Source organism: Ruegeria sp. CDSC045, from assembly GCF_059610725.1.
Window position 1 is genome coordinate 212,260 of sequence record NZ_JBXWOE010000004.1, and the last position, 26,902, is coordinate 239,161.

Sequence of the window (26,902 nt, forward strand, 5' to 3'; positions counted from 1 at the left end):
CATGGCGGAACTGACAGCAGGCCCTGTGCGTCGCACACCTTTCATGGTGCGTTATCCGTCGGTGCTTATCTTTCTGGCCTGTCTGGGGCTGTTCACCCTGGGCGTGACGATCCTGTCCGAAGGGTTCGGTATCGGCGTCATCTCGACCAGTTTCGTCAAGACCCTGGGCAAGACCCTGTGCCTCTGCCTCGTCGCGCTGGCGATGGATCTGGTCTGGGGCTATTGCGGTATCCTGTCCCTTGGGCATATGGCCTTCTTCGGAATGGGCGGTTACGCGATAGGCATGTGGCTGATGTACGAGCGGACGCGTCTGATCGTCGTCGAGAGCCTCGCCGCCGGAGGGCTGCCGCCAACGCCCGAAGAGGTCTCCAGCGGGATCGCTGGCCAGATCTTCGGTGTCGTCGGAGCCTCAGAATTTCCGCCGATCTGGGCCTTTGCCCATTCTCTGCCGCTGCAACTGGCCGCCGTCGTACTGGCGCCGGGGCTTCTGGCGCTGGTCTTTGGCTGGCTGGCCTTCCGCAGCCGGGTGACAGGTGTGTACCTTTCGATCCTGACGCAGGCGATGACGCTGGCGCTGTCACTGTACCTGTTCCAAAACGACAGCGGATTGCGCGGCAACAACGGTCTGTCAGGCCTGCAGAACCTGCCGGGGTTGGAGAGCACTAGTCAGGCCATCGTTTCGGTCTGGTTCCTTTGGGCCTCGGCCCTGGCCTTGGGGCTTGGATACCTGCTGGCGACATGGATGGTGTCGGGCAAGTTCGGCTCGGTCCTCAGGGGCATTCGGGACGACGAAGCGCGGGTGCGCTTCCTTGGCTATCCAGTCGAGGCGTTCAAGCTGTTTGTCTTCACCGTATCGGCCGTGCTCGCTGGCATTGCAGGCGCAATCTACTACCCACAGGCGGGCATCATCAACCCGGCGGAACTGGCGCCGATTGCCTCGATCTATCTGGCGGTCTGGGTGGCCATCGGCGGGCGTGGGCGATTGTACGGAGCCGTGATCGGCGCGGCTTTCGTCTCGCTCTTGTCGACCTGGTTTACCGGCGGGCAAGCCCCTGACCTGAACATCGCCGGGTATCGCATTCAATGGGTCGATTGGTGGACCGTCCTGTTGGGGCTGTCCTTCGTGGCGGTTACGCTTTTCGCACCGAAAGGCATTGGAGGGCTGGTCGACGCCTTGGCAGCGCGTCGCAACCCCAATCGGCATGGGCGCGACCTGGGGCCGGGCCACGGTTCTTTGAGAGAAAAGGAGGCAGATGCATGAGCGCGCTTCTTGAAGTCTCGGGCGTGTCGGTCAGCTTTGACGGGTTCAAGGCGCTGAACAACCTGTCGTTCAGCATTGACAGGGCCGAATTGCGGGCGGTCATCGGCCCGAACGGCGCGGGCAAGACCACCTTCATGGATGTGGTGACCGGTAAAACCCGGCCTGACGAGGGCCATGTGCTTTGGGGCGAACCGCCCGTGTCCTTGCTGGGCAAATCGGAAAGCAAGATCGCCATGGAAGGGGTCGGGCGCAAGTTCCAGCGACCCACGGTGTTTGAGGATCAGACAGTTCAAGACAACCTGATGATGGCGCTGAAAAAGTCGCGGTCGCCGCTGGCCGTGCTGCTGTTCAAACCCGAAACACCGGACTTTGCCCGGGTCGAAGAACTGGCGGATGTCATTGGGCTGGACGCGGTTCTGTCACGGAAATCTGGCGAGTTGTCCCACGGGCAAAAGCAATGGTTGGAGATCGGGATGCTCTTGGCACAGGAACCGAAGCTGTTGCTGGTGGACGAACCTGCGGCAGGCATGACGACCGCAGAACGTCAGAAGACCACGCAAATTCTGCGGGACGCGGCGAAGACCCGCGCTGTCGTCGTAGTGGAACACGACATGGATTTCGTGCGGCGTTTGGATTGCAAAGTGACCGTGCTGCACGAAGGCTCGGTTCTGGCCGAAGGCTCGATCGATCACGTCACCAAGAACCAGCAAGTCATCGAGGTGTACCTTGGCCGATAGTTTCCTCAGCATCCGCGATCTGACGCTGCACTATGGCGGCAGCCAAATTCTGAACGGCGTGGATTTCGACGCGGCCCAGGGCGAGGTCACCTGCTTGATGGGCACCAATGGCGTAGGCAAGACGTCGCTGTTAAAGGCGCTGGCGGGCACCCATCCCCGGTCGGGGGGCGACTATGATCTGGACGGCCAAAGCATCGGAAAGCTGAAGGCCTTTGACCTTGCGCGGAAGGGCGTTGCCTATGTGCCCCAGGGGCGCGAGATCTTTCCGTTTTTGACGGTGCAGGAAAACCTTGAGACGGGATTTGCCTGCCTGCCAAGTGGCGAACGCAAGGTGAAGGACGAGATTTTTGATCTGTTCCCCATTCTGAAGAAGTTCCTGCAACGGCGGGGCGGTGACCTTTCAGGCGGCCAGCAACAGCAACTGGCGATCGCGCGCGCGCTGGTGTCGAACCCGAAAGTACTTCTTCTGGATGAACCGACCGAAGGTATCCAGCCGAACGTCATCCAGCAGATCGGCGGCACCATCCGCATTCTGAAGGAACGCGGGAACATCGCTATCGTCCTAGTCGAACAGTATCTGTCCTTCGCCTATGATCTTGGGGATGCCTTCGTCGTGATGGAGCGCGGTGCCGTCAAACTGAGCGCGCGAAAGCCGGAACTATCACTCGAAAAGCTGACCGCAAGCACGTCTTTGTAGTACGCAATGGCAGGGTGATCTGTATACTATTCTTCCCTTCATAACCGGTTTCGCCGCGTCAAGGCCGTAAGTCTGTTCCAAACCGGCGAACGGCAAGTGCCATTCACCGACGCGGGTCAGATTTCAATCTGCTCCGCAATAGTGAGAGCATCTTCCAACTCAACGCCAAGGTAACGCACTGTACTGTCAATCTTAGTGTGACCCAGCAAAAGCTGCACTGCACGGAGATTCCCTGTCTTACGGTAAATCTCCGCTGCTTTGGTTCGGCGGAGTGAATGGGTTCCGTAACCGCTCGGTTCCAATCCAATCGCTGTCACCCAATCCCGGACAAGCCGACCAAACTGACGCGTTGAGATATGGGGTCGCTCGAGGAAACGGCTCGGAAACATGAAGCTACAGCCCATCATCTTTGGCGACTTGACCCAAGCATGAACCGTATCCCGTGTGTTTTCCGTCAGTTCGAATTGTACTGGTTTCTTGGTTTTGCTCTGGACCACTGAAACCCGTTCTCGAGCACGATCATCTTTGACCAGATCGGTCACGGCAAGCCTAACCAAATCGCATCCACGCAGCTTGCTATCAATGGCGACGTTGAACAGCGCAAGATCGCGCAGATTTCCGGCGAGTTCGAGCCGAGCACGGATCGCCCAGACCTGCTTGGGAAACAAGGGGCGTTTCTGGCCGATGATCCGCCCCTTGTTCCATGCTCTGCGCTTTGGGGTGACTGCGGGAAGTTGAGCTCTAGGCATAATGTGCCCTCCAATCCGCCCTCCGCACCCAATCATCGGCACCGCGCCAACGAGGCACTTGTACAATCGAATCGGATGCCTGCTGTCCGAAGCCCACTCTACTTGAGTTCTCGGTGCAGGCATTGAACCGCTTTGAGTTCGTTGGCGGACATAGGTTGTGATGCACCCCAGAACGGAATCAAGGCGCGTCAGCCCCACCGTGGAAGCACCGGTCCGGTGGGCCGACGCTTGCACGGATTTTCACGGATCACTGCTTTAGTCTACATCCTGTGAATCCGGGCGCACATTCTTGCTATGCAATATTTGAATGGCCGAATTCAGCGCTGCGCCGTGACACAAGAATTTGTGCGTGCCCAGAATTTTCCGTGTTGCGAGCGCACGCAGCGAAAAAATCCAAGGTACAGGTTGGGCTCTGAGCGATGGTTCGCTACCCGTTGCCGGAATTCCCGCTGCCAGACAGCGAACGACGCATGCTCACTTTTGCGGCCTGAGAATCACGAATTTATACAGGTGGTTCGGACGGAAATGCGTTGTCTACGCGAAGGGACGCTATCAGACCGCGAAGGGACCCCGGGTTTCTTTGGCACCGCATGGCCGTGAAGAGCCCAGTTCGGCCAAGGCTGCAAAGTCGACGAACGGCTTGCTCATGGGGTTTAAAGAGATGTTTCCAACCGTTCGCAGAAAAGCCCCTTTGGCTCCGAGGCGAACGTCAAAAGCAAGCGGCCAACCATTCACAAAATGCCGCTGACGCCTGTTTTTCGGGGAGGCCCGTATTTCGTTGGATGACATAATGTGACTGACCATTCGCGATGGGGTCACCGACAATATTGATGGCGCGCCCTGCGGCGATGGCCTGTTGTGCGAACCGTTCGAACATAATCGCGCAGCCGTTCTCCGCGGCGGCCAATTCACAGGCCGCGACCGAGGTGTCAACAATGATGCGGGGAGAAATCCTGTCAATTGGCAGGCCGTTGGCGGATAAATAACGCGCCCAATGGTCGTCAAAGCCCAGAACGTGAATGGCATCAAGTTGCATCAGATCCGCGGGCCTTTGGACTTTCGTTGATGTCTGCACCCCGCAGACGGGCAGGATTCTCTCGTCCGACAGCTTGACCATGCGTGGGTTTGCGTGGGTCTGCGCGGCGAGCAAAATCTCGACATCGACGGGGTGTTTTTCCAGCACATTTTGCCACAGCGACGTTTCAAGCTTGATCACGATTTGCGGGTGTTCATCTTGAAAGGTGGACAGCTTCGGCGTCAGCCAGATGATCATCGCCGCAGAGGCGCGCACAACGATGGTCGTTTCTAGCTCCGGCCCAAAAAGCCCGCTGGTCGAAAACGCGATGTGTTCAAGCGCCTCACGCACCGAAATCAGATAGGCTTGCCCGATATCCGTAAGCTGCAGGCTTTTGGCGCGGCGGATGAACAGGTTTTGCCCCAGCTTGGTCTCCAGCGCCTTGATATGTTGGCTGACGGCGGTTTGCGTCAGGCCCAATTCATGGCTTGCGGCGGTAAAGCTCTGGTGGCGGGCCGCGGCCTCAAACGTGCGCAGCCAATTCAGATTGAGATTCTGTTTCACCCGTGTGGCATAAGATATTTATGTGCTTGAGGGCAATTCGTTTCGTTTATCTTCTGCCAACTGCTCGTCTATCAATGGGTAACGGGCCCGCGTCTGCCCGATTTCCAAAGGAGAGTGCGATGTCAAAGACCGATTTTGGAACCCATGCTGACATGGCCCTGAACCTCGTCGATCTTGCGCGTTATCCAATTGCTGATCTGGGTAAGGGCGCGGGTGCGGCGTTCCTGAAGGACTGTCAGGACCACATGGAGGCGTACGGCTGGTGCAATCTGGATGGCTTCATTCGCGCGGACGCATTGGCCGCCCTTGAGGACGAATCCAGCAGCCTTTTGCCCGGTGCCGAGGTGCTGACAATCAAACGCAACATCTATCAAGGTGCGATTGATCCGTCCTTGCCAGAAGATGATCCGCGACGTCGCGAATACACCCATGTGGCTACTCAGCTTGCCGATGACCAGATACCGGCAGATACGTTGATCCAGCAGTTATATAAGTCGGATGTCCTGACGGACTTCGTTCGCCGTGTGCAGAAAAAGACCGTGTTGCATCGTTGTGCAGATGAGTTTCAGGCACTGAATGTTGTCGCACTTTACCCCGGCAGTTGGCATGCATGGCATTATGATACAACCGAATGTACCGTGACGTTGCTTTTGAAAGCAGCTGAAAGCGGTGGCGATTTTGCATTCTTGCCAAATTCGCGCACAGATGAGGCCGAAGACCGTGACGCCGTGGACCGGTTATTGGCGGGGGATATGTCCCATGCGCATAAATTCGATCGTGGGGCCGGGACGTTTACACTGTTCCGTGGCGGATATTCCTTGCACGGTGTGACCGAAGTGTTCGGCGCGCATCCCAGAATGACGGCAATTATGACCTATGATGAACAAAAAGGTCGTGTCATCAGCGACGACATCAACGTACGCATCTATGGCACACGCGTTGAAAAAATCCTTGAGGATCGTAGGGCCGCACTGGCGCAGGCTAAAGGAATATCACAATGAAAACCGCTCTCCTCGTTATTGATGTGCAAATGGCGCTCGCCCATGACGATGCTGCTGGGGCCGCGCGGTCTTGCCCTGAAGCGTCTGACAATATTGGACGTTTGCTGTCGCAATTCCGCGCATCTGGTGACAAGATCATCCACATCCACCACCACGGCACAGATGCGGATGATCCGTTTCACCCAGATGCACCGGGTTCTGCCGTTCAACCGTTTGCCGCACCTCAGAACGGCGAACAAGTGATCGTCAAACACGCCTCTAGTGCATTTGGTGGCACCACGCTTTTAGCTGATTTGCAGGGCGCGGGCATTGAACGGGTCGTCATCTGCGGTGCGACCGCCAATCATTGTGCTGAATCCGCCGCACGCTCGGCCAGCAGCCTTGGGTTTGATATGATCTATGCCTCTGATGCGGTCTGGGCCTATGACGCAACCGGTCCAGACGGGGTTGCCCATACCGCCGCGCAAATCCACTCGATGACCCTTGCAAACCTTCACGGCGAATTTGGTGCGGTCCAATCGACCGACGAAATCCTCGCCGCTTGATTTCAGGAGACACACACATGCGCATTGGTTTTATCGGGCTTGGCACGATGGGTGGGGCGGCGGCCCTGAACCTGATCAATGGCGGGCATCAGCTGGACGTTTGTGATCTGGACGCTAAGCGCGCCGAACGGCATCTGGCGCTTGGGGCAACGTGGGCTGATACGCCCGCCATGGCCGCCAAAGATGCCGATATCGTCTTTACTATGGTGTTTGGTCCCAAGCAGATCGAACAGGTGGTTCGGGGTCAAAACGGTCTACTGTCGGCGATGGGGGCGGGGCAGGTTTGGGTTGATATGACAACCAACCAACCGACCCTGGCACGAGCACTTGGAAGCGCATTGGCAGCCAAGGGCGTCCAGCCGGTCGACGCCCCGGTATCAGGCGCGGTTGATGGCGCACGTGCAGGCAATATGCCGCAATTTGCCGGCGGCGACGAGGACACGATCGAGCGTATCCGCCCCGTGATGGAGCTGATGGGGCCGATGCACTACATGGGCCAAAGCGGCAACGGGTCAATCACCAAACTTGCCAGCAACCAACTTTGGGCGATCCACGCCACCGCGATGGGAGAGGCATTGGTCATGGCCGTAAAATCCGGCGTTGAATTGCCCCGAGCATGGGAAGCTCTGAAAATTGGGGCCAGCGATAGCTGGTGTATGCACCATGATGCGCCGTCGGTCTTTGCAGGGCACTACGATCCATCTTTCACGCTAGACCTGTGCCAAAAAGACTTGGGGCTCATTGTCGAGGCCTGCGATGACGCAGGAACACCGGCCCCCGCGACACGTCTGGTCTGCGCGCAATTTGAAGAAGCGCGAAAAACCTACGGCGGCGACAAGGGCGAACTGCACGTAATCAAGCTGGAAGAAGATGCCGCCGGTGTGTCACTGCGTACGGATGGTGACTGGGTGCCCCATTGGGAGAAATAGCGATCCAGGCCACTTTGGTATGCCCCAACCGAAGTCAGTTGCTGACTTTGGCACCGTTTCAGCAAAAGTCGGCATTGTCTGCGACCTGTAAATTCCCACCTTAAAGAATGCTGCGCGGTGCGCGAACGGCCAGAATGGCCGCCGCACCGCAACATGAGAAGTTGCGCGGGTGCCGAAAAATCCTAGCTGCGAGCGCACGCAGAAAAAAATAGCAACGACTGGTGGGGGCTCAAACCAGTCATCTGACGGTTTCAGTAGGTCATCGGTTCGGTTCAGACAGTATGAAGGCCTGCTATGCAGGACAATGCCGACATTGGATTTTCCTGCTTTGCTGATGCAGCATTCTCTCGCACGTGCGGCACCACCATTGATACGATGCAGCGCATGTCGCCGAACCAGTCGTTCGCGGTCGTTGATTTGCAGCAAACCGAAAACATTTCGACAAGTTTTCAATTGGCGACTTGAAATAACAACTCGTATCCCACAAGCATTCAGCAAATCATTTTCGCTTTCGTTGAACGCCTAACGACGGACGTTATTTGGCTTAAGTGAAATAGTTTAAAGGATAATAATGCACGCAGTCGTTTTGTTTTTTTCGCTTGTCCTCTTGGTGTTTGCTGGAGCTGCTCAAGCTCAGAGCGTTATCACTCTTTCTGAGAAAGGCGGATTACACGCAGCTTACGTAGTTCCGGTAGACGACCTCGACCGTGTGGACGTGCAGCTAATTGTTCTCTCGGGGGCGTATGACGATCCGGAACCATCCGGTACGGCGCATCTGACTGAACATCTGGCCGCGTTTTCAGCGGATGCTACCATTCTGAGAAAGCCCCGAGAGCGTGATATCCATGCGACAACGCACAACGTATCTACTGTCTACACTAATTCTGGCGTTCCTTCCGACATAGAAATGCTGTTGCGGCTGTCTCGGGCGGTTCTTGACACCCCAACACTGCCGAAAGGATTTGCGGAAAGCGAAATAGATATCGTTCAGCGTGAAACACTGCTACGCGAAAGACAGTCTCCGCTTCGCTGGCTCCGAAGAATTGCGCTTCAAAACCTCTATGGCACTCTGCGTGGTCGGGCAAATAACACCATTGAAGATCTTCCCAAATTGAACCTTGAGAAGGCCTATCAGTTTCACGAAACACACTATGTGCCATCCAATGTGACGTTAATCGTGTCGGGGAAAATTGACCCTGATAAAGCCGAAGAACTCGTTGCACGTATATTTGGGGACACAGAACCTTCTGAGGTTCCTCAGAAGCCCTGGTTAGACCACAAACCGGATCCCGAGCTCAAGTTTATTGAGCGCATTAGGTCGGACAAGCTGGCGCATGACACAGTCCAGTTTGCGAAATTCGTGGACTTCGAAGATCGGTCAACCAGCATCGAGATGCAGGGCGCATTTTTCATCGCCATCGATATTTTGAACGAAAGGCTATACAAGGCCCTGTACTATCAAGACGAGCGTGTTTTCAGCGTCGATGCTGACTGGTATTTTGCCAAGAATGCTGATCTGGAACTTACCATAGATTTGCACCTGATGCCTGGCTTCAGCTTGGACCCGGCGCACAGCCATCTGACAGAAACTCTGGCGAATTTGTTGAACGAACCGATCACCAGGGACGAAATCAATCAAGCACGCCAGACGCAGGTCGTTGGAGCCCGGAATGCCGCGCGCCGACCCGTAGAGTTTCTATCATTTCTGAAGAATGTGGCTTCTGATGGCTTCCCACCTGTCACACCGTCAGTATTTGTCGAGATCTTGAACGATACGACAGATCAGGACGTTATTGATTTTGCCGAAAAGGTCATCAAGCCATCAGCCACATCAGTCGTGTTGGCCGAAAAAGCAGAGTAACATGCAAGCATTCAAAAGCCGGTTCACTTCCTCTCTCTTAATGGTTCTCAGCCTGCTGTCAGCGCAGCAGGTCCGAGCAGAGCTGATCGCAACGACTGGCGATGCGAATATTGTTTATCTGATGCCACTAGAAAACGGCATCTCAGAACTCACCTTGGTTTGGCCAATTGATCGGCCAACAACAGAACGGGTGGCCGCGTTGCGCGCTGGTCTCGCAAGTATCGTGTCAGGAGGAACATCAAGCCGTTCCTCCCACAAAATTGCTAAATACAAGCAGTTGAAGGGGATCAGGTATTACGTCGAAACAAGTCGCCATAGTCTGATGCTCACTGTTTCGGCGCCAAATGAAGTCTTTCCAGAGACCATCGTCCACCTCGAAAATCTATTGCTTGAGCCGGAATACTCCGACGGCTGGTATGCAAGAGAGCTGCGGTATTCCAGCCCAATCAAGTCTACCAGGACCAGAATGCCAGAACATGTTCTGGATGAAGTGGCGGATTTCCTAGAGTACGAACCTGACGAAGCAGAAACCGAGGTTTGGGATGGCCAATTTCGTTTCGGTCAACCCATTCAGGCAATCCTAAGATCTGGAGATGAAGAAGTAGAACGCCGCACCATTCGACTGGTTAACAATCTTCCCCGCCCGAAGGGAAAGTGGGAACTGCCTTTTGCAAAATGGGCTGAAGCGTTGATTGGCACGGATGTGGATGACTTCACCCTTCCAGCGGGTGTCATTCACTTTGCCGATCCCGACTCTTCCGAGATGCTGATCCTTTTTGTCAAAGCAGAGGAGTTTGCGGACGAGGCTGACCAAGTTGGAACAAATGTCTTGGTGGATTACATTGGCGCAAACCAAGGGTCTGAGATGTTTCGGATAATCCGCCAGGAAATGCGTGCGGCTTACGATCCACGTTCAGATTTCGTTGTCATGGGGAAGAGAAAGGCGATTATCTCACTGAGCGCAACAGTTGAGGCGGTAAGATGGCCAGAGATCTATGAGAAAATAAAGGAAATCTATCAGAGTGTCCGCAGCGGGAAGATTGAACAAGAAGGTTTAGAGATTCAGTTCGGTCAGTTGGACCGGGCTTACTATCGCGATTTTTTCACTGAGCCTGTCTGGGGAACGCGGCAATACCTGCACGAGTACCCCGAGGGCGCTGACGGGACTATCGAAATTCCACTTTTTGGCGTGTTCCAAACACTGTCATTGGAGGAGACGGCAGCAATCTCACATGAGCTTTTGCCGCCTTTGGAGGATTTCCTTCTTATTCTGATCGGAGGAGGAAACTCTCCTCTGGACCCGTTGCAATCAAAAGGTTTCTGCTCGATGCCGAAAAGCACCCCATTGAGGTTTTGCCTTGATGTGCTTTCGAATGCTGAAAACCTATAGATCAAATGCAATTGTAGTTGGCCTTTAAAAGGAAGCACTAGCCCCTGCAAAGCTCAATTGCCACGCAAAGCAGTCATAAGTGTTTAGTGCAGCATTGTGCAAATTGGGCGCAGAGCCAGGTTTCGCCGCTTGCGGCGCCAAAGTTCGCTCCTGCCATGCGAACTACAGCACATCGACCGTGACAGTGGAAGATCAGAAGCTTGACCTATTCTGCCGATGGCTGGTTCCGTTCCATCTGCGCCAAGTTGCCTGCTGCATTGGCAATCAGCCGCAGCGAGCCCATAGCGTGAATACGATTTTCACGCTGCGCGTGCTCGCAACGCCAATTTCACTCCGTCGTCTTTGTGTCCCATGCTGGGCATCCAGCATTCGACTTGGAGCACCTGCCACAAAACGACTCAGCGGATCACGTGGACAGAACAATTGGCGTGGTGAACGACCCGGTTCGCAGTCGACCCAATAAACATGTTCTCGATCCCCGGCTTGTGTGAGGCCAGCACGATGCAATCGATGCCATTTTCATTTGCGAAATCAACGATCGCTCGGCCAGCGCTCCCCGAGATAAGCCGCGGTTTCGCCCCCGGTAGCTCTGCAGCGTTCCGATGTAAGCCTTCCTGAAGCTCTTTTCGCGTGTTGGCCAGAACTTCCTCGGGTATCTGGGATGCCACATATGCAGGGATCGGCTCCTGCACATGGAGCACTGTGAATTCCGCATCGGCACTCGCCAGCAAACGAGCAGCTTCAAATGAGGCCTGTGTATCGTGATCGTTGTCCAGCGCGACTGGAATCAGAATGTTCTTATACATGTTAGTCACCTTCGATTGCTCCAGCTACGATCATTCCGGCCTCCGCGGTGATACGGCACTCTAAACCGGTTCGGATTTCGAAGACTTACCCGCTTTCTTTGCTGTGCTTGCAACATCATCTATTGTTTTTTCCACAGCTTCGGCTTCGGTTTCCGCTGCAAATGCTGCACATCGGGCAACTGTTTCGAACCATTCCTGAGCGTCAGCCACGAGCCGTTCGGCTGAATGCTTCTGCCACTCTGCTATGAATTGCAGTGCTTTCGCCGGATCAGTCGGGTCTGCAGCAGACGCCGAGCGCGCAGCTTCTAGCGCGGTTCGAACAGCCTCGTGACGCCTCTCAAACCAATGTTGAGCAAAGGCCTCTGCCTCTTTCAGTGATTTCTCCTGCGTGTCCCAGAATTGCTCAAGCTGAGCGCCTAAAAACGGATTGGCCGTAGTAGTCGGCTGCATCTGCTTGAAAACATCAACAAGTGGGTTGGAGTAACTTGATTTTGGCTTCTCTTCAGGCATCGGAGATTCCTCCTCATCTTCCCAATGCTGAATGTTACCAAATCCCGTAGAAAATAACCTTAATGTAGATCAACCGGCGTCAACAAACGTGGGCAGTGGTCCTCTACAATCTAATGGCAGCATTTGTACCAACCTACTCGATTTGAAGAGACTCCAGATAATAGATCACATTTGCCAACGGCACACCTGCGAACATCGGCTGGCCGTCAGGCATGGTCAGCGCAACTTTTTGGTCCGAATCCAAAGCCGGTCCAAAAATGGGCATTTCTCCGCCATGCGCGAGCAATGGTGCGCGACCATCGATTTGACGCGCCACCGCCTCAATCGGAAAAACACCGTCGTTTTGGGCCGCAAGCCTGGTCAAATCAGGCGTCCTTATTGCCAGCATCTCCGCCATTGGACCATCTCCAGTGGCCTCGAAACCATGGCATTGCCAGCAATAGGTTCTGTAGAGATTGTTTCCGTTTTGAAGGTCAATATCCTGCGCCAGTGCAGCACTTGCAGCAAATATTGACAAAAGAAGTCCGCGATAAACTGGCATCTGTTCCTCCTCGAACGTCAGCATTTCGCGTTTAGACTACGCGGTAATGAATGAACGCTTCATTGATCTCGCTCATATTCAGCCTTTGAGTACCAGCTGGGAAAGACTGCGACGAAAGTAAGTACACTGCAGTCGGTTCCGCTTGGCTGGTCGGTTCTTGGCGACCAATGACATAGATCAATTCAAAAAGGTACATTACATAGTAAAGCATGAATGTTTCAGCGGGATTGCCGTTCATCGCCTGCATCCAAATCAAACATGGTGATAAGCGGAATTGCAAAAGCGTGGAAATTCCACCGCAGGGGCTCAGAATGAATGGTGGCGAGCCCCTCGTTAGTGACTGGTGTACTTAACCGCGCTGTAGCTTCGGTACACAGGCGTTTGTTCATTGAGGAGTGAAGCCAATGCATACGGCCGATCCACCGACACCTAAACTCCGACGCGCGCTTACTGCCCCGTTGCTTACGCTTTACGGGCTAGGTGTCACCGTCGGTGCGGGAGTCTATGTGCTTGTCGGTGCTACCGCCGAGGTCGCTGGTCCTTACGCCGCTGTTTCGTTTCTCATTGCAGCGCTCGTCGTTTCGCTGACGGCTTTGTCGTACGCCGAACTCGCGACACGTTATCCCGTAAGCGCGGGAGAAGCGGCATACGTCGAAGCGGGGTTTCAAAGAAACTGGATTGCCGTGTTGGTGGGTCTCGCCGTCGCTGCTTCGGGAGTGATATCGGCTTCGGCCGTTGCGATTGGAGCGGCCTCTTATCTTCACACCCTGACCAACCTTGGCACCACGTTGCTTACGATCGGCATCGTGTCGGTTATGGGACTGATTGCACTCTGGGGCATTGCGCAATCAGTATTTGTGGCTGCAGTGATCACAATCATCGAGATTTCGGGGCTTCTGTTTGTGATTGGCTGGGGCATGTCCGTGCAGGATCCGCAAGGCTATGCGTTCAGCGAGACGATTCCAGGTTTTGAGATCAACGCTTGGCGGGGCATTTTCGCGGCGTCGCTTCTGGCTTTCTTTGCCTTTGTTGGATTCGAGGACATGGCAAACGTCGCCGAAGAAGTAAAAGACCCAGTTCGCACAATTCCTAGGGCAATTCTGCTGACGCTCGTTCTGGCGACGGGTCTGTATCTGGCGACCTCAATTACGGTCCTGCTTGTTGTTCCTATCGATACCTTGTCGACGTCGACTGCCCCGCTTGCTTTGGTTTTTTCAAATGCACCCGAAGTAATCAAACAGGGGTTTGCCGCAGTCGCAGTCGTTGCAACAGTCAATGGCGTCCTGATCCAGATGATAATGGCGTCGCGGGTAATCTACGGCCTTGCCGACCGGGATCATCTGCCGAAAATACTGGCGAGTGTCCCGCAGGTAACCCAGACACCAGTCGTCGCAACCCTGCTGGTTGTGGCGCTAATCCTTCTACTGACCCAAACACTGCCGATCGGCACCCTAGCAGAACGCACATCTCAGATCGTCTTGGGGGTGTTTGTTCTAGTCAATTTCTCGCTGATCTTTTTGAAGTTGAAACCGGATTCAACCCGACAACATTTCCACGTACCTCTTGTCGTGCCAATCCTTGGTGTGCTGACCAGCACCCTGCTTTTTGGCGCCGGGTTTCTTTGAGAGAAAATCCGACGGCGTTAGGTCGCCAGAACGGGATCCGAATGACTTATGAACACTGATCGACCTACACTTGGAAGGCGGCTCTCTGACTGGTGGCACCGGACATTCGTTGATCTGGTCACGCAATTACAATGGTCCTACATGCCACCGTTAATGGTGTACTTCGCGGCCGGAGTTTCGGGACTGACATCCGTCGTTGGCGCGTTTTTCCTCAAGGACTATCTGAATCTATCTGCTGCTTTCGTGGCGGGCTTGGCATTTTGGGCCGGATTGCCCTGGATTTTGAAAATGCCGCTTGGGCATCTGGTGGATCTGTTCTGGCGTTGGAAATCGCTGCTGATATTGGTTGGCGCGTCTCTTATCACGGCCTCGTTGCTTATCATGTATGGACTTGTGACCGCGCCTGCCCAGATGGCCGGGGCCATGCTGCCTGAGCATTGGTATGTCGTTGCCTTGATCCTGGCACCTTCTGGTTATGCCATTCAGGACGTCGTGGCAGATGCCATGACGGTCGAAGCGGTACCACAAACCAACCAAGACGGGTTCGCGTTTACGCATGAAGAAGTTCGTGCCCGCCACACTACCATGCAGACCCTGGGCAGGATTGCGATCATATCCGGGTTCGCGGGAGTCGCAGCGGTTAACATCTGGATTTTTTCGGGCGCGGAGGACCTGGATAAAAGCGATCGTTTGGTTCTCTACGGTCAGGTCTATCTCGTCGCTCTTGTTGTCCCCTTACTGTCGATCAGCGGAGTGGTTCTTCATGCTCTGATACAGCGTCGCCTCGTTAGTCTTGGGCACCTTCCACACAAACCGGATCAAGCCACCGAAGTAAGGTGGCCAATACTGCTGGGAGGTCTCGCGTTTGTTGTATTCAGCGTTGTGTTGGGAACCGCAAATTTCGCCTTTGCGCAAGAGACTGTTTTTGCGGTTTCGCTCACGGTCATTCTCTATCTCATGTCACGGCTGCTAAGGGAGCTGGAGTCGAAACAGGCCAAGGTTCTGATCGGGACGGCGACAATCATTTTCGTTTTTCGCGCGGTCCCGTTGCCTGGTCCGGGATTGACCTGGTTCGAAATCGACGAGCTTGGGTTCGACGAACAGTTTCTGGCAATTCTGGCGCTCCTGACCTCACTACTAGCGCTGCTTGGCCTGATCATCCTCAGGCCGTTTATGGCCAGTCGTTCCATCGCGCAGGTGGTGGTACTGCTCACCATTGCCGCCGGAGTGCTGGCCCTGCCTAACCTTGCTTTGTACTACGGAGTGCATGAATGGACGGCCGCGCACACAGGCGGGGTTGTGGATGCAAGGTTCATCGCCATACTCGACACAGCCGTCGAGTCACCGCTGGGTCAGATCGCGATGGTCCCGATGCTGGCCTGGATCGCACGCAACGCCCCGACACATCTCAAGGCGACCTTTTTTGCTGTCATGGCGTCTTTCACCAACATGGCATTGTCGGCAAGTAGCTTGGGCACGAAATACCTAAACCAGGTATTTGTCGTGACTCGTGTCGTGACCGAACCCAGAACGGGTTCAGTTGCATCCATCGCTGACTATAGCCACTTGGGGAATTTGCTGATTACCGTGGGCCTGATCTCTGCTATAGTCCCACTGATTATGGTTTTTCTTGTGCAAAATTCACCATATCGGACAGGCGAATGAATACGCGGATCAGTCGCTTTCATTGAGAAGTTTCTTGAGGTGCGACACCGGAACGCCAATATTCGAACCACCAAACTCGGGTAAGATCGCGGCGTTGATCGCAACCACCTTACCGTTTCGGTTCAACGCAGGTCCCCCGCTTCCTCCAGTTGTGGTCTCTGCATCATAAACAATGGCGCCGGGACTGGTCTGGGCTACGATTCCCCGGCTGGCCAGGGGTCGGATTTTATTTTGTTCCGAAAGATGGGTCGCAATTGTCCAGAAATCCACGGCGCCTTTATTCTCTAGCGTTTTCAGAAAGCCCGGACCGGCCTGCGCGATAAGAGCCTTCAGGCCGGTTGGATATCCAAGCAGGAAAACTTCCTCTCCCGCTCGCGGTGGCTCATCTGCAAGTAACAGCCCAAGACCCCGAACGCGTGTGGCGTCGATAGAGAGAAGCGCCAGATCTGCGGTTTCGCTTGCTTTATGCAAGACAGCCTTAATTGGCACAGTTTGATCAGGCAAATAGACCAGCAAACTCAGCATCTCGGCCTCCAGCGCTGCGGCCTGAAGGGCTTGTGCACGGTCGCCAGTGGTCCAGGGCAAGGCGACATGACGGTTGGTCACCAACAGAGGCGGGTCCTGTAGAAGAAACCCGGTTCCGGTAAACTGAAACTCAGCAGGTTCGCCCATCGCATCTGGTTCGAGCCACGGTTGTCCAAATGGCGTTTGCAGATTCTTTCCATCGGGGCCAACCACATGCCGCAGCAATTTCCCGCTTTTGATCTGCCGCAATCCATAGGCGCCCTGGACGAACGCGACGGAACGTGTAGAGGCTGTGATAATCCGCGTTGATGCGCCTGCGCGTTCCTCCAGCGTGCCAAGACGCTGCTCAGTGGACAGCACCTGACTTTCGAAAGCATCTTTGAGTGCACCCAAATCCTCTGGCTTCAACGAGTCTTCCCGGGTCTGTGCCAGCATAACGGCAACCGCTTCGATCTTATGGGATTCTCGTTCCAGGCTGTCCGCCAGCTTCCTGTCGTTCTGAAACAGTAAATACCCAAATACGGCGATCAGAAGGATTGCGCCAATAACGGTGATCCTGAAGAGAATTGTGGTTTGTGATGCTAGCCGACGCCCACTGTCGCGCAGTGCACCGGAAATTTTTCTTGGAAAGGGTCGACGGCTTGTTCTCGCATATGCGTACGCGTCGCTTAGGATATCCTCGACCGTGCGATGTGCAGGGAATGAGTGGTCGCACACCCTGTAGCGGGACATCGGGCCTTTTTCGCCGAATTCGATCATGTCGCCGTGCCTGAGGTCAGCCGAAGCGACCTTGTGACCATTGACCCAGATATTCCGATCAGACAACGCGTTTAACGTGTACCCGTCATTTGACCACTGAAGAGTCGCAATGTCTTCGTCATAAGCTGGCACATCTTCTTTCGGTCTCAGCCTCAAGGTACGGTCCGGACTAACCGAGGCTGACACAGCGTTGTCAGCAAGCCAGACTACAGTCCCACGAGACGGGCCGGTCAAGCTCTCCAGGAATGCACGGACATTACCTGTATCAACTCCTGTGTCGCCTTGGTCCGGTGTCCGCATGGCCCATCTCTGTTTAATAGCGCTATACCCACTCTATCATGGGCAACCTCGAAACTTCCACGTTTGGCAATAAAGCACACAATCAGAATATGCCCGGGCGCGGTTCTCCGGCGGTTAATTGTTACCGTCGAGTTAATTGCAAATAGGTGATGCTATCAGGAGAGGTCCAATGACCGACCGGCCTTCTATACATGTTGACCCGATCATGGTGAACGTGCGTGATCTTCTTCTGGCCACGTAGTGTCAATTGATGGTCCTTGATTTGGATGTTTTGCTGGGTCTGTTTGCCTTCAAGCGCCTGAACCTCCTCCTTTAGTGCTATACCGGCGAGGCAGTATTATGCCAAATTACGGGCGCGGCCATTGATCTTACGCAAGCGGGTGCTCTGTCAGCCGCCTAGTTTGGCTCAGGTGCAAAAACTTATTTAGGTCTCTTGCGCAACCGAGCGTCTAAAAAGCAGCAGACTTGTTGCCAGAAGGATCGCGCCCAAGCACGCCATCCATACAAACTCTGCCCAGACCGTCTCGATCCCGGCACCTTTGAAAATGATGGACTGACTGGCTGACATGTAGTGGCGGGATGGGAGGATAGATGTTCCAATCTGAAGCCAGCCGGGCTGCCCTTCGATTGGCGTCTCTCCTCCTGACAGCATCAACATTGGAAGCACCGTCAGCATAACCAAAAGTGCGAATTGAGCCATTGAACGCGCAATCGTCGCAAGAAACACCCCAAGCGCCGTCGCCGTGAAGAGAAAGAGAGCTGTGCCAATTAAAAACAACACCTTCGATCCCGCGATGCTGATCCCCAGGAAGTCTTGCATAACAAAGGTCAGCGATAGGGCGGTCGCTACCAGAACCACCGCAGCGTTTGCCCAGATCTTGGCGACCGCAATGTCAAATGGGGTAAGCGGCATCGCCAGCAGGTGTTCGATTGTTCCATGCTCGCGCTCACGGATCATGGCAGCACCGGTAAGGATTGTGGTCAGCCACATGATCTGGCCGATCAACGCGACGATACCGGCGAAACGAACAGTGTCGCGGTTTGGATTAAATGCGCTGCGCACAATGATATCGATGGGGGGCGGGTCTAACAATTCTGCTCCGATGGCAAAGCGCCGGATCTCGGCGCTCAAGATATTGATGATGTAGTTCGCTCCAATTCCGGCCTGCTCCATCGCTGTCGCATCGATCAAAACCTGTATTTCTGGCGCGCGCCTGGCTCGAACATCTTTCTCGAACCCTGGTGGTACTGCGACTACAAACAGGAAATGCCCTGCATCCATCTTTTCGGCCCCGGTGCCCGGTGCGATCTGGACAACGGGTTGGAATTCAGGCGGAAAAAACGCTGAGGCAAGCGAGCGCGAAAGCGGCGAGCCATCCTCGTCGGCAAATGCAATGGATGCATTGTTGACCGAGTTTGAAACGCCCGTAGCCTCCATTACGGGCGCCAGCGTGAATGACCAGACAAGCAGCGCCATCATCACCCAGTCGCGCCGGAGGCTCATCATTTCTTTCAAACCAAGCCAGAATATGCGGGACAATCGTTGCATTCACTTCTCCTGCGCTCGGAGTAACAGTGCAGCGATCAAGGTTAGCGCAGGCCCGAAACAGGCTAGGGCCAGAAGGTCGGGGGCAAGTGCATCCCAGCTAAGACCTTTGGTGAACGCGCCGACGTTTAGATGCAGGAAATAGGATGAAGGCCAGAGCGATCCAATTGTCTGGGCGCCGCCTTCCAACGTCGAGATCGGTTGTAGCAGCCCGGAGAATTGAATGGTCGGCACCACCGACGCGATAGCGGTGGCAAAAGTTGCGGCCACCTGGCTCGACGTTATGGTCGCAATAAGCAGTCCATAAGATGTGGTTGCCCAAACATATAGGAAAGCACCAATTGCAAGAGGCACCGGATTTCCTTTTAGGGGCACGCCAAAAATGAAGATCGTCATCGCTGCCAAAAGTAGGAAATTGACGAACGCTATCGCAATGTAGGGGATCTGTTTGCCAACCAGAAATTCGAGCCGCGTCGTTGGCGTTGCGTAGAAATTGGTGATCGTGCCCAACTCTTTCTCCCGCGCGACACTAACTGCCATCAAAACGGCCGGCAGCATTATCAACAGGATCGCAGGCATGGCAGGGGCCATTGCAGCGATACTTTCAAAGCTTTGATTATATCGGAAGCGCGGTTCGATGCGGGCGATTTCGACCGACTGCTCACCACTTTGGCGGGCCAGTACTTCCAGAAACGTACTGTGAAGCCCGGCCACATAGCCCTCTATTGTCTCACCCTTGAACGGTATCGCACCGTCCACAATTGCCAAGACTTCAGTTGGCTCGCCGGCGCGCAGCTTGCGACCAAAATCGGGTGGAAGTTCGACAACCAGCGAGATGTCTCCTTTGGCCAACCGCTCGCGGCCGTCTTCAAAACTGGCCAGTGGCGCCGTGGGGTTGAAATAGCGCGAACCAGAAATCTCGGCGATATAGGTACGACTCTCAGGCGATTGAGACAGGTCGAGTACCGCGAAATCCAGGTCTTCTATGTCCAGAGTGATCCCATAGCAAAAGACCAACATCAGGATCACCGAGCCAAGGAAAGCAAAAGCCAAACGGACGCGATCGCGCAGAACCTCGGTTGTTTCGCGCCGTGCATAGGCCAGTATGCGCCCGATACTTCCGGCAGCGCCCGGGTTGACAGCATCAACCGAAACATTGGGTGCTGCTACCGGCGCGGGCGGCTCGACGGCCTCCAGGACAGCGATGAACGCACCTTCCAGACTGTCCGACTGCGCCGTTGCGATCAACTCATCTGGTGTACCTTCAGCTAATACCCGGCCTGCATGCATGAAAGAAACGCGATCACAGCGCTCCGCTTCGGTCATGAAATGTGTCGAGACGAAAATCGTTACATCATCGTCTCGCGACAGCTCGATTAACAGCGCCCAAAACGAGTCGCGCGCCTCGGGGTCCACGCCCGAGGTTGGCTCATCCAGGATCAACACCCGAGGCCTGTGGATCACGGCGACGGCAAGGGAAAGACGCTGCTTGATACCCAGCGGAAGCGCCGACGCCAGCGTGCCCATATGTGCCTTCAGGCCGAAACGTTCGGCCAATTCATCAATGCGTTCCACACGATCCTTGATCGCAAAGATGCGGGCGTGCAACTGGAGGTTTTGTTGAACGGTCAGCTCGCCATAAAGCGAGAATGCCTGGCTCATATACCCGATCTCGCAGCGCATCCTTAGATCGCGCGCATCCACCGTTCTGCCGAACAGCAGCGCCTCTCCCTCACTTGCTGGCAGAAGACCTGTCAGCATTTTCATGGTGGTTGACTTGCCGCAGCCGTTTGATCCGAGGAAGCCAAAGATTTCGCCTCGGTGGATCGAGAATTCGACGTTGTCGACGGCAGTAAAATCGCCAAAGCGCCGGGTCAACCCACGCGCCGTGATCACCGGGTCTGCACCTTGATGATGCATGGGTACCTTGTTCGGCACAAACCGGGGTTCTCCTCGCGCCTGTAGCTGCCTGTAAGATGTTTCAAGATCCCGGGCTTTACCCTTCAGCTTGGCAGGGGGGCCGTGAAATATCACCCGACCGGCATCCATCGCTACGATAAAATCGAATTGTTCGGCTTCCTCCATATAGGCCGTTGAAACCAGTATGGAGAGACCGGGCGTTTCTTCTCGGACCGCGTCTATCAGCGCCCAGAATTGGCGCCGCGACAGGGGATCAATTCCGGTCGTCGGTTCGTCCAGTACCAGAAACTTAGGGTCGTGGATCAGCGCACAACACAGTCCAAGTTTCTGCTTCATTCCGCCCGAAAGTTTGCCCATAAGCCGGTCCGAAAAGGGCGCAAGTCCGGTCGCTGACAGCAAGGCCGCGATCCTGATTTCACGTTCCTGTTGCCCCTGTCCGAAAAGACGTGAAAAGAACTCGAGATTCTCACGCACAGACAGTTCCGCGTATAAGTTGCGGCCCAATCCCTGCGGCATAAATGCGATCGCCGGGCACACGCGGTGACGGTGCGCGTGGTCACCTATCGATCCCCCGAGAACATCAATTTCCCCGGACTGAAGTTGCTTTGCGCCGGTAATCAATCCCAGCAGCGTTGACTTGCCAACCCCGTCCGGCCCGATCAATCCGATAAGCTGGCCAGTTGGCAGAACCAGCGAAAGGTTATCCAACGCAACATGCTGTCGGTACGTGTGTCTGACACCGTTGATGCAGAAACCCGATGAGCCCCCCTCGGCGCTCATTCGAACAGCTCGGGTGGAATTCGTCTATCCAGATCGTCTGGCCACGCGCCATCGGAAGTAAGTCGGATCACTGCAATGCCGCGAAGGCCGGTCTTCACATGCTCTATCCGCGCCGTAACCAAATCCCTGGGAATGCGAACCCGAACGCGAAAAACCAGCTGCTCCCGTTCGCTCAAAGTTTCTACCTGCTTGGGAGTGAATTGAGCTTCGGGAGAGACGAAGGTTACGGTTGCTGGGATGGCAAATTCCGGCAACGCATCAAGCACGATGCGCGCCTCGGCACCGATGGGCAATAGTCCCGCTTCGCGTGCAGGCAGGAAGACCTCCATATAGACGTTTTCCAAACTGAGTAACGTCAAGATCGGTTCGCCCGCTCCAACGACCTCGCCGGGCTCGGCCAGTCGATACAGAATACGCCCCGGCATGGGAGCGATGAGAGAACCATCCTCTATTTGTGCCGCAATCCGGCGCACCTCGGCCTCTGCGGCGGCAATCTGGCTATCCGCCGTTGCAACCCGGGCCTTGGCCGCGCCCAGCACGGCATCCGCAACCTGAAACGCGGTTTCACGATCCTCAAAGACAGTCATCGAGATATTCTGACCGGCCAGCAACGCCTTGGCCCGGTCAAGCTCCTGCGAAGCGCGACGCTGCTGGCTTTCTCGCTGGATGACCACGGCTTCGGCTTCGGCCTTGGTTTGGCGCGCCAGCGCAACCTGGGCACTGGCACGGTCAAGGGCTGCAGATAATTCATCTGTATCCATTTCAACCAGCAGTTCACCCGAAGCAACCAGGCTGCCCTCTGCTGCTATGACCCGAGCAACGCGCCCGGCAAAGGTTGGAGCGATTTCTACTTGTTCAGCCTCGATCCGCCCATTGCCCTGTACAAACCCAGCCGGCAATTCATCACTGTCTTCTGCGACGAAAAAATAAACAGCTGCACCTGCAAGTAGGAGCGCTATGGCGATCAGAATTGCGCGTACGTTCTTTCTCATGGCCCCGCGCACATTAGTTAATTTTCTATTCTAATTTAGCTCGCTCTCGAAGTGATGCCTTGAGTTGGATCAAACAGGTTCTATCTGATGATTGTCCAAGTGCTTATCGGGTACGAAATTGAGGCACAGGTCTGGTTGTTGACCCACATCCATGGCCCAATGAGGCTTTCGGGGTGTGACTCTTTATGACGGCTGCGCCGAATTGGTCGCAATGATGCGCAAGGGCAAGCATCCCGTAGTCGAAATAAATGCCCAGTTGTCCATCTGTCGTGTCAAAGCTCTTACGAGTCACGCTTCCAACGTGCAGATAAAACCAACACTGCGTCAGCGTTGCTGGCTGTCTTTCCTACTTCGGCAACATGAAGAACTCTTCAAGTACAATTTTTCCATCTGCTACCGAATAGACTGCGATCTCGCTCAAGGTCATGTGTTGCCCTGTAGCCTTCTGCGTTACGTTAACCTTATATCGTACACCGAAGCGGTTTGGGGGATGAACATAGGGGCCATCCACGTCGAATTCGACGATTTCATGAGCTGCCAGCCAGTCCTCTCTTTTTCCCTTGATAGCATCCCGGCCCTTGGTGATGCGAAACTGTCGAACCGGAGGCACAACCGCCTCAATAGATTGAGCGTTTTCGGCATACATTTCACCAACGTTTGCAAGACCTCTGCGATCACGCATTGCCTGAACGAATGTTCGTCCAATCTCGACTAATTTTTCCATGATAGCCCCCCAATTTCAGCCTCAACTTTATCACATCATACCTTTGCCAATCTTGACAGGGATCAATAAAGTTAGAGGTTCGCGAAGGATTCAGATCGGGATCGAGAGGACGACTTGCACAGTGGAAATGAGCGGCCCAATTCCCGGCGCCGTCTTCAGCCAGTGCGCTATTAGACAACGCTTTCAGAACCAACTGTTTCCGATCATTTCTCTCGGGCGGGTGCTGAAATCGAAGAAGCGGATCTTACCGTTTGGATCCGCCAAGATAAGCAAACCAATAGGCCAAGGCAACTCCTCCCGCCCCGCCGACAATGTTACCCAGAGTGACCCATAGCAGATTGGCCGCCGCTGCGAAAACCGGCACAGTTGCTCCCGCAGCCCAGCCCTGCGGGAAGAAATACATGTTCGCAATCGAATGCTCGAGCCCCAGCAGCACAAATGCAGAGACGGGCCACAAGACCGCTAGAATTTTTCCAGCGACGCTGCGGGCGGCGAAGGACAGCCATACGGCAAGGCAAACCAGCCCGTTGCACAATGCGCCGCGGGCGAAAGCCTCCATCGGTTCCAACCCCGCTTTGGCATCGGCTACCCTTATGGCAGTGCTACCCATCGGCCCATCAAGCAAGCCGGTCAGGGCGAAAGCTAATGCAAGCCCAACGGCACCCACGAAGTTACCAACGTAGACGATGCCCCAGCTTCGGAAAAGCAGCCGCAGCGGTATCTTGCGATCGACCGCTGCTATCACCATCAGGACATTGCCGGTGAACAGTTCCGCACCACCTGTGATCACCAGGATAAGGCCCAGGGAAAACACTGCTCCTCCCAGAACGCGGATCGGCCCTGAAGCGCTGTCTGCCCCCGTGACCGCCATCGTATAGGCCGCTGCGCCAAACCCTATGAATGCTCCAGCCAGCATCGCAAGAACGAACATGGGTGCTAGTGGCAGCTTTGCCTTTGCGACCCCGGCAGTCTCAACTAACGTTGCAATTTCAGCGGGTTTATGAGCATCGAACAGGGCCGGGGGGTTCATGTGGCGCTCCAGAGTTGGCACGAGTTTACGTAGCAGGTAGTTTAAGCCTGTCTTCTGACCTTGAACTAACGCGCAAATAAAACCGGAAGGCTATCTGTTCCCTCTGAGTTCGGATAGTTCCACCTAACACAGTTTGGCGCGCGGTCATGGCCATAGGTACCCATGAGGTCTACTTCAGCTTCCGCTTTCGCGAGATCTCAACGCAGAACTTTTCGATCCTCATCGTTTAGCGCCGATTGGGGCCAAGTTTGAAATTCAGGCAACGGTTAAAACAGCACAAGTGGCATTCCGACTGATGCCTAGAGAGGTGCTCCCTTGAATTAGGCTACTAATGCTTCCCAATCCACGGCGGCCCGTCACAATCAGGTCAGCTTTGCATTGCTCGGCACATGCGATGATCTGGTCGACGGGATCACCGCGTTGGGTATACGTTTGCGAAACCGTCTGATTGTACTCTTCGGCGATCTCTCTACCAGAGGAAATAATCTTGTTTGCTGCCTGCTGCACCTCTTCGTCTGAAGGCATTGTCGTGACGGCGTGATAGCCAGCCAATGCGCCCATTGCGAACGCCACGGTTTGGGGCTGAGGTGTATGAACAAGGTGAATTTGGGAGCCATATTTGCTTGAAATATCACAGGCAACGCGCAGAGCTGCTTCTGACGCCTCAGATCCATCCAAGCCAACTACGATCTTTTTGAACATGTTGCACTCCCTCCTTAGTGAGGAGTTAGTATGGGCGAGCTTGCAGTAGTTAACTTTGACTCAAATCAACACTTTTCACTGCAGGTTCGAGCGTAGTCGTCCGTCTATTTCCAGAAGATACACGGTAACTGAACCAATTTTGAAAAATGTTAGGAGTTGCAAACGGGTCATCCCAAAGGGGCAAGAGCGCATAATTATTGCGAAAAACCTCGCGCAGACGCTGCATTTTTTCAAAGGGTATCAAGTTAAGCCCAATGATAAAGATCAAGGGAAATGGCGAGAAGATTTGCTATTAGGGACGTGCGTTTCATTTCGTTTGGCAAGGACGGCAGATTGCCCACGACATGAGTTTCAATCTTATTTCTGGGAATACAAAGATGCCTTCCTCTCCGCCTTGGGTTCGCCCAGTTACGATAGCCGCATTACTCTTTGGTCTCCTTACCATTTTCTCAGGAGGAACAGCCCTGTTTGGGGGGGCTGCTGCCAGAGCTGCAGTCGGAGATGCAGTTCTATTCGTGCTTTGGTTCAATTTTCTGGCTGGATTTATCTATTTGCTAGGCGCTTTCGCGCTCCATAAATCCACAATCTGGGCACAACGAATTGCCTGGTTGCTTGGCCTATCTACACTATTGGTGTTCGTTGTTCTGATACTAGTGGCACTTAGTGGAACGCCGTTTGAATGGCGAACGGTCGGCGCAATGACCATACGCAGTGCATTCTGGTTAACTTTAGCTTTCGCGCTTTCCAAAACCGCATAAGCCAGCCAATGGGTGCCTCACCCGCGCCCAAATAACTTGGCAAGACAGGCACTTTTGATTGGGATCAAGGGCCGAAACGAGCTGTTTCGACATAGTTGGTGCGTTTTTCGAACCAATTTGCAGGAGGATCGGAATGACTGTGCTGATTGCCTACGGTACCCTAGAAGGCCAAACGGCTAAGATTGCGTATTTTATCAACGATGTAGTCAGAGAAGCCGGCTACGAAACGAAGCTGATCAACGCCGGCGGTCACCCCCGCTGTCTGTCTCAGCGGCAGCTTGAATAGCACCTTGATCGACAGGCAGAATTGGATCGCCGCATTCGAAAAGACCGGCTGTGACAAGGCCGACCTTCGTGCGCCGCGAGCCAGGTCATGTCCTTGTCCAGCCAGACAAGAAATGAGCCGCGCTCCTTAAGCGCAGCATTGTAGTCGGACCAATTCGTGACGCGTTAACGGGCGGAAGATGGCTTACTCATCCACACCGTTTAACCTTATGGATTCGCGTTGTGAATCCCTCGCTGCGAGAGATATGCAACAACGCCCATGTTCGTGCGAACATAGCGGTCCAACTATCAGAAGGTCATTTAAGATGAGATTGATACTCGCGATTTTGCTTCCGTTTGTGGTGTTCTTCACGATCCAACGCCCTTTTCAGGCCTTTTTCTGCCTGCTCTGCGTATTCCCAGTGAATTGCCGCGCGAATCCCAATAAAGTTGCCGCCCAATCTTGTTGACAACGTGCATCCAAACCGATGGCCTCTAATCGCCGTGCCACAGGCTGCTTGGCAGTAAGGCCACACGGCAGACCTTCTCCGCGCTTGCATCAACAAGCCCTACAAACGGCGGCAATGCACTTGAAGCAGACCCTTAATCCAAGATGCAGTGTTGTGGAGCTTTGGACAGTGGCTATACGGACAAAGCTGCCATCGGGAAATAAAACCAAAATGGCAGCATTTTCTTATATGGCGGT

The 26,902-nt window shown here is 54.6% G+C and carries 24 protein-coding genes and 1 pseudogene; 12 read left to right on the forward strand and 13 right to left on the reverse strand.

Features of this window, described 5'->3' with window-relative positions:
• The first annotated feature begins 1 nt into the window (after position 1).
• From urtC to urtE, 3 genes are read left to right on the forward strand one after another with little or no spacing between them, the layout of a single operon-like run.
• Positions 2–1,261, forward strand: coding sequence for an urea ABC transporter permease subunit UrtC (gene urtC / locus AC2FH6_RS10340; RefSeq protein ID WP_496702406.1), 1,260 nt, complete (start codon positions 2–4; stop codon positions 1,259–1,261).
• Complete coding sequence (gene urtD / locus AC2FH6_RS10345; protein WP_142639072.1) at positions 1,258–1,998, forward strand: urea ABC transporter ATP-binding protein UrtD; 741 nt, start codon at positions 1,258–1,260, stop codon at positions 1,996–1,998. Before urtC ends, urtD begins: the two co-directional genes overlap by 4 nt.
• Positions 1,988–2,695: an urea ABC transporter ATP-binding subunit UrtE gene (urtE, locus tag AC2FH6_RS10350; RefSeq protein WP_142639074.1), complete on the forward strand. Its 708-nt coding sequence runs from the start codon at positions 1,988–1,990 to the stop codon at positions 2,693–2,695. Before urtD ends, urtE begins: the two co-directional genes overlap by 11 nt.
• Positions 2,696–2,811: 116 nt before the next feature.
• On the opposite strand, the gene AC2FH6_RS10355 is transcribed toward urtE, so the two are convergent.
• A complete protein-coding gene (locus AC2FH6_RS10355; RefSeq protein ID WP_496702408.1) occupies positions 2,812–3,444 on the reverse strand; it encodes a tyrosine-type recombinase/integrase in 633 nt (210 codons plus the stop codon).
• A 709-nt stretch (positions 3,445–4,153) separates the two neighbouring features.
• Entirely contained in the window at positions 4,154–5,023 is an 870-nt protein-coding gene (locus tag AC2FH6_RS10360; RefSeq protein WP_496692001.1) for a LysR family transcriptional regulator, read from the reverse strand.
• Between the two features lie 119 nt (positions 5,024–5,142).
• On the opposite strand from AC2FH6_RS10360, the gene AC2FH6_RS10365 reads away from it, so the two are divergent.
• From AC2FH6_RS10365 to AC2FH6_RS10390, 6 genes are all read left to right on the forward strand, one after another.
• Entirely contained in the window at positions 5,143–6,024 is an 882-nt protein-coding gene (locus tag AC2FH6_RS10365; RefSeq protein WP_496702410.1) for a HalD/BesD family halogenase, read from the forward strand.
• Positions 6,021–6,569, forward strand: coding sequence for an isochorismatase family protein (locus AC2FH6_RS10370; protein WP_496702412.1), 549 nt, complete (start codon positions 6,021–6,023; stop codon positions 6,567–6,569). The genes AC2FH6_RS10365 and AC2FH6_RS10370 overlap by 4 nt, the downstream gene beginning before the upstream one ends.
• Before the next feature lie 17 nt (positions 6,570–6,586).
• Positions 6,587–7,498: an NAD(P)-dependent oxidoreductase gene (locus AC2FH6_RS10375; protein ID WP_496702414.1), complete on the forward strand. Its 912-nt coding sequence runs from the start codon at positions 6,587–6,589 to the stop codon at positions 7,496–7,498.
• Between the two features lie 294 nt (positions 7,499–7,792).
• Entirely contained in the window at positions 7,793–7,963 is a 171-nt protein-coding gene (locus tag AC2FH6_RS10380; RefSeq protein WP_496691997.1) for a hypothetical protein, read from the forward strand.
• A gap of 106 nt (positions 7,964–8,069) precedes the next feature.
• Entirely contained in the window at positions 8,070–9,359 is a 1,290-nt protein-coding gene (locus AC2FH6_RS10385) for a M16 family metallopeptidase (protein WP_496702416.1), read from the forward strand.
• 1 nt (position 9,360) lies between these two features.
• Positions 9,361–10,749, forward strand: coding sequence for a peptidase M16 family protein (locus AC2FH6_RS10390; RefSeq protein WP_496702418.1), 1,389 nt, complete (start codon positions 9,361–9,363; stop codon positions 10,747–10,749).
• Positions 10,750–11,147: 398 nt separating this feature from the next.
• Here the strand turns inward: AC2FH6_RS10390 and AC2FH6_RS10395 are convergent, their stop codons facing one another.
• The 3 genes from AC2FH6_RS10395 to AC2FH6_RS10405 all read right to left on the reverse strand — a co-directional run bounded on the left by AC2FH6_RS10395 (position 11,148) and on the right by AC2FH6_RS10405 (position 12,630).
• Positions 11,148–11,555 carry a universal stress protein gene (locus AC2FH6_RS10395; RefSeq protein WP_496702420.1) on the reverse strand — a complete coding sequence of 136 codons (408 nt, stop codon included), beginning with the start codon at positions 11,553–11,555 and terminating at the stop codon, positions 11,148–11,150.
• 60 nt (positions 11,556–11,615) lie between these two features.
• Complete coding sequence (locus tag AC2FH6_RS10400) at positions 11,616–12,065, reverse strand: phasin family protein (protein ID WP_496702422.1); 450 nt, start codon at positions 12,063–12,065, stop codon at positions 11,616–11,618.
• A gap of 133 nt (positions 12,066–12,198) precedes the next feature.
• A complete protein-coding gene (locus tag AC2FH6_RS10405) occupies positions 12,199–12,630 on the reverse strand; it encodes a c-type cytochrome (RefSeq protein WP_496691992.1) in 432 nt (143 codons plus the stop codon).
• Positions 12,631–13,010: 380 nt separating this feature from the next.
• Here AC2FH6_RS10405 and AC2FH6_RS10410 point away from each other — a divergent pair, with 380 nt between their 5' ends.
• Positions 13,011–14,231 carry an APC family permease gene (locus tag AC2FH6_RS10410; RefSeq protein ID WP_496702424.1) on the forward strand — a complete coding sequence of 407 codons (1,221 nt, stop codon included), beginning with the start codon at positions 13,011–13,013 and terminating at the stop codon, positions 14,229–14,231.
• A 48-nt stretch (positions 14,232–14,279) separates the two neighbouring features.
• Positions 14,280–15,896 (forward strand): MFS transporter, encoded by a 1,617-nt coding sequence (locus tag AC2FH6_RS10415; protein ID WP_496702426.1) that lies wholly within the window; start codon positions 14,280–14,282, stop codon positions 15,894–15,896.
• A 9-nt stretch (positions 15,897–15,905) separates the two neighbouring features.
• On the opposite strand, the gene AC2FH6_RS10420 is transcribed toward AC2FH6_RS10415, so the two are convergent.
• From AC2FH6_RS10420 to AC2FH6_RS10450, 7 genes are all read right to left on the reverse strand, one after another.
• Positions 15,906–17,480: a trypsin-like peptidase domain-containing protein gene (locus tag AC2FH6_RS10420; protein WP_496702427.1), complete on the reverse strand. Its 1,575-nt coding sequence runs from the start codon at positions 17,478–17,480 to the stop codon at positions 15,906–15,908.
• Between the two features lie 424 nt (positions 17,481–17,904).
• Positions 17,905–19,029 carry an ABC transporter permease gene (locus AC2FH6_RS10425; RefSeq protein ID WP_496679684.1) on the reverse strand — a complete coding sequence of 375 codons (1,125 nt, stop codon included), beginning with the start codon at positions 19,027–19,029 and terminating at the stop codon, positions 17,905–17,907.
• Positions 19,030–21,726, reverse strand: coding sequence for a ribosome-associated ATPase/putative transporter RbbA (gene rbbA, locus AC2FH6_RS10430; RefSeq protein ID WP_496702428.1), 2,697 nt, complete (start codon positions 21,724–21,726; stop codon positions 19,030–19,032).
• Positions 21,723–22,718: an HlyD family secretion protein gene (locus AC2FH6_RS10435; RefSeq protein WP_496702430.1), complete on the reverse strand. Its 996-nt coding sequence runs from the start codon at positions 22,716–22,718 to the stop codon at positions 21,723–21,725. Before AC2FH6_RS10435 ends, rbbA begins: the two co-directional genes overlap by 4 nt.
• A gap of 346 nt (positions 22,719–23,064) precedes the next feature.
• The gene (locus AC2FH6_RS10440) at positions 23,065–23,442 is read right to left on the reverse strand and encodes a SnoaL-like domain-containing protein (RefSeq protein ID WP_496701419.1); all 378 of its coding nucleotides are present in this window, start codon (positions 23,440–23,442) and stop codon (positions 23,065–23,067) included.
• 244 nt (positions 23,443–23,686) lie between these two features.
• Entirely contained in the window at positions 23,687–24,472 is a 786-nt protein-coding gene (locus AC2FH6_RS10445; RefSeq protein WP_496702432.1) for a formate/nitrite transporter family protein, read from the reverse strand.
• A 255-nt stretch (positions 24,473–24,727) separates the two neighbouring features.
• Positions 24,728–25,174, reverse strand: coding sequence for a universal stress protein (locus AC2FH6_RS10450; protein WP_496691984.1), 447 nt, complete (start codon positions 25,172–25,174; stop codon positions 24,728–24,730).
• Between the two features lie 891 nt (positions 25,175–26,065).
• Between AC2FH6_RS10450 and AC2FH6_RS10455 the strand changes: the two genes are divergently transcribed.
• Positions 26,066–26,218, forward strand: a complete 153-nt coding sequence (locus AC2FH6_RS10455; RefSeq protein WP_496693808.1) for a hypothetical protein — start codon at positions 26,066–26,068, stop codon at positions 26,216–26,218.
• Here the strand turns inward: AC2FH6_RS10455 and AC2FH6_RS10460 are convergent.
• Positions 26,162–26,409 (reverse strand): annotated as a pseudogene (locus tag AC2FH6_RS10460) (transposase); the annotation flags it as partial. The gene AC2FH6_RS10455 and the pseudogene AC2FH6_RS10460 sit on opposite strands and share 57 nt — an antisense overlap.
• Positions 26,410–26,902: the final 493 nt, after the last annotated feature.

Excerpts from the sequence above, each read along its gene's own strand:
- AC2FH6_RS10380 (WP_496691997.1), top strand. The coding sequence starts at position 7,793 with ATGCAGGACAATGCCGACATTGGATTTTCCTGCTTTGCTGATGCAGCA.
- urtC (WP_496702406.1), top strand. The coding sequence starts at position 2 with ATGGCGGAACTGACAGCAGGCCCTGTGCGTCGCACACCTTTCATGGTG.
- AC2FH6_RS10375 (WP_496702414.1), top strand. The coding sequence starts at position 6,587 with ATGCGCATTGGTTTTATCGGGCTTGGCACGATGGGTGGGGCGGCGGCC.
- AC2FH6_RS10415 (WP_496702426.1), top strand. The coding sequence starts at position 14,280 with ATGAACACTGATCGACCTACACTTGGAAGGCGGCTCTCTGACTGGTGG.
- AC2FH6_RS10440 (WP_496701419.1), bottom strand. The coding sequence starts at position 23,442 with ATGGAAAAATTAGTCGAGATTGGACGAACATTCGTTCAGGCAATGCGT.
- AC2FH6_RS10425 (WP_496679684.1), bottom strand. The coding sequence starts at position 19,029 with ATGCAACGATTGTCCCGCATATTCTGGCTTGGTTTGAAAGAAATGATG.
- AC2FH6_RS10445 (WP_496702432.1), bottom strand. The coding sequence starts at position 24,472 with ATGAACCCCCCGGCCCTGTTCGATGCTCATAAACCCGCTGAAATTGCA.
- AC2FH6_RS10450 (WP_496691984.1), bottom strand. The coding sequence starts at position 25,174 with ATGTTCAAAAAGATCGTAGTTGGCTTGGATGGATCTGAGGCGTCAGAA.
- AC2FH6_RS10365 (WP_496702410.1), top strand. The coding sequence starts at position 5,143 with ATGTCAAAGACCGATTTTGGAACCCATGCTGACATGGCCCTGAACCTC.
- AC2FH6_RS10410 (WP_496702424.1), top strand. The coding sequence starts at position 13,011 with ATGCATACGGCCGATCCACCGACACCTAAACTCCGACGCGCGCTTACT.
- rbbA (WP_496702428.1), bottom strand. The coding sequence starts at position 21,726 with ATGAGCGCCGAGGGGGGCTCATCGGGTTTCTGCATCAACGGTGTCAGA.
- AC2FH6_RS10385 (WP_496702416.1), top strand. The coding sequence starts at position 8,070 with ATGCACGCAGTCGTTTTGTTTTTTTCGCTTGTCCTCTTGGTGTTTGCT.
- AC2FH6_RS10435 (WP_496702430.1), bottom strand. The coding sequence starts at position 22,718 with ATGAGAAAGAACGTACGCGCAATTCTGATCGCCATAGCGCTCCTACTT.
- AC2FH6_RS10395 (WP_496702420.1), bottom strand. The coding sequence starts at position 11,555 with ATGTATAAGAACATTCTGATTCCAGTCGCGCTGGACAACGATCACGAT.
- AC2FH6_RS10400 (WP_496702422.1), bottom strand. The coding sequence starts at position 12,065 with ATGCCTGAAGAGAAGCCAAAATCAAGTTACTCCAACCCACTTGTTGAT.
- AC2FH6_RS10420 (WP_496702427.1), bottom strand. The coding sequence starts at position 17,480 with ATGCGGACACCGGACCAAGGCGACACAGGAGTTGATACAGGTAATGTC.
- AC2FH6_RS10355 (WP_496702408.1), bottom strand. The coding sequence starts at position 3,444 with ATGCCTAGAGCTCAACTTCCCGCAGTCACCCCAAAGCGCAGAGCATGG.
- AC2FH6_RS10390 (WP_496702418.1), top strand. The coding sequence starts at position 9,361 with ATGCAAGCATTCAAAAGCCGGTTCACTTCCTCTCTCTTAATGGTTCTC.
- AC2FH6_RS10455 (WP_496693808.1), top strand. The coding sequence starts at position 26,066 with ATGACTGTGCTGATTGCCTACGGTACCCTAGAAGGCCAAACGGCTAAG.
- urtD (WP_142639072.1), top strand. The coding sequence starts at position 1,258 with ATGAGCGCGCTTCTTGAAGTCTCGGGCGTGTCGGTCAGCTTTGACGGG.
- AC2FH6_RS10405 (WP_496691992.1), bottom strand. The coding sequence starts at position 12,630 with ATGCTGACGTTCGAGGAGGAACAGATGCCAGTTTATCGCGGACTTCTT.
- AC2FH6_RS10370 (WP_496702412.1), top strand. The coding sequence starts at position 6,021 with ATGAAAACCGCTCTCCTCGTTATTGATGTGCAAATGGCGCTCGCCCAT.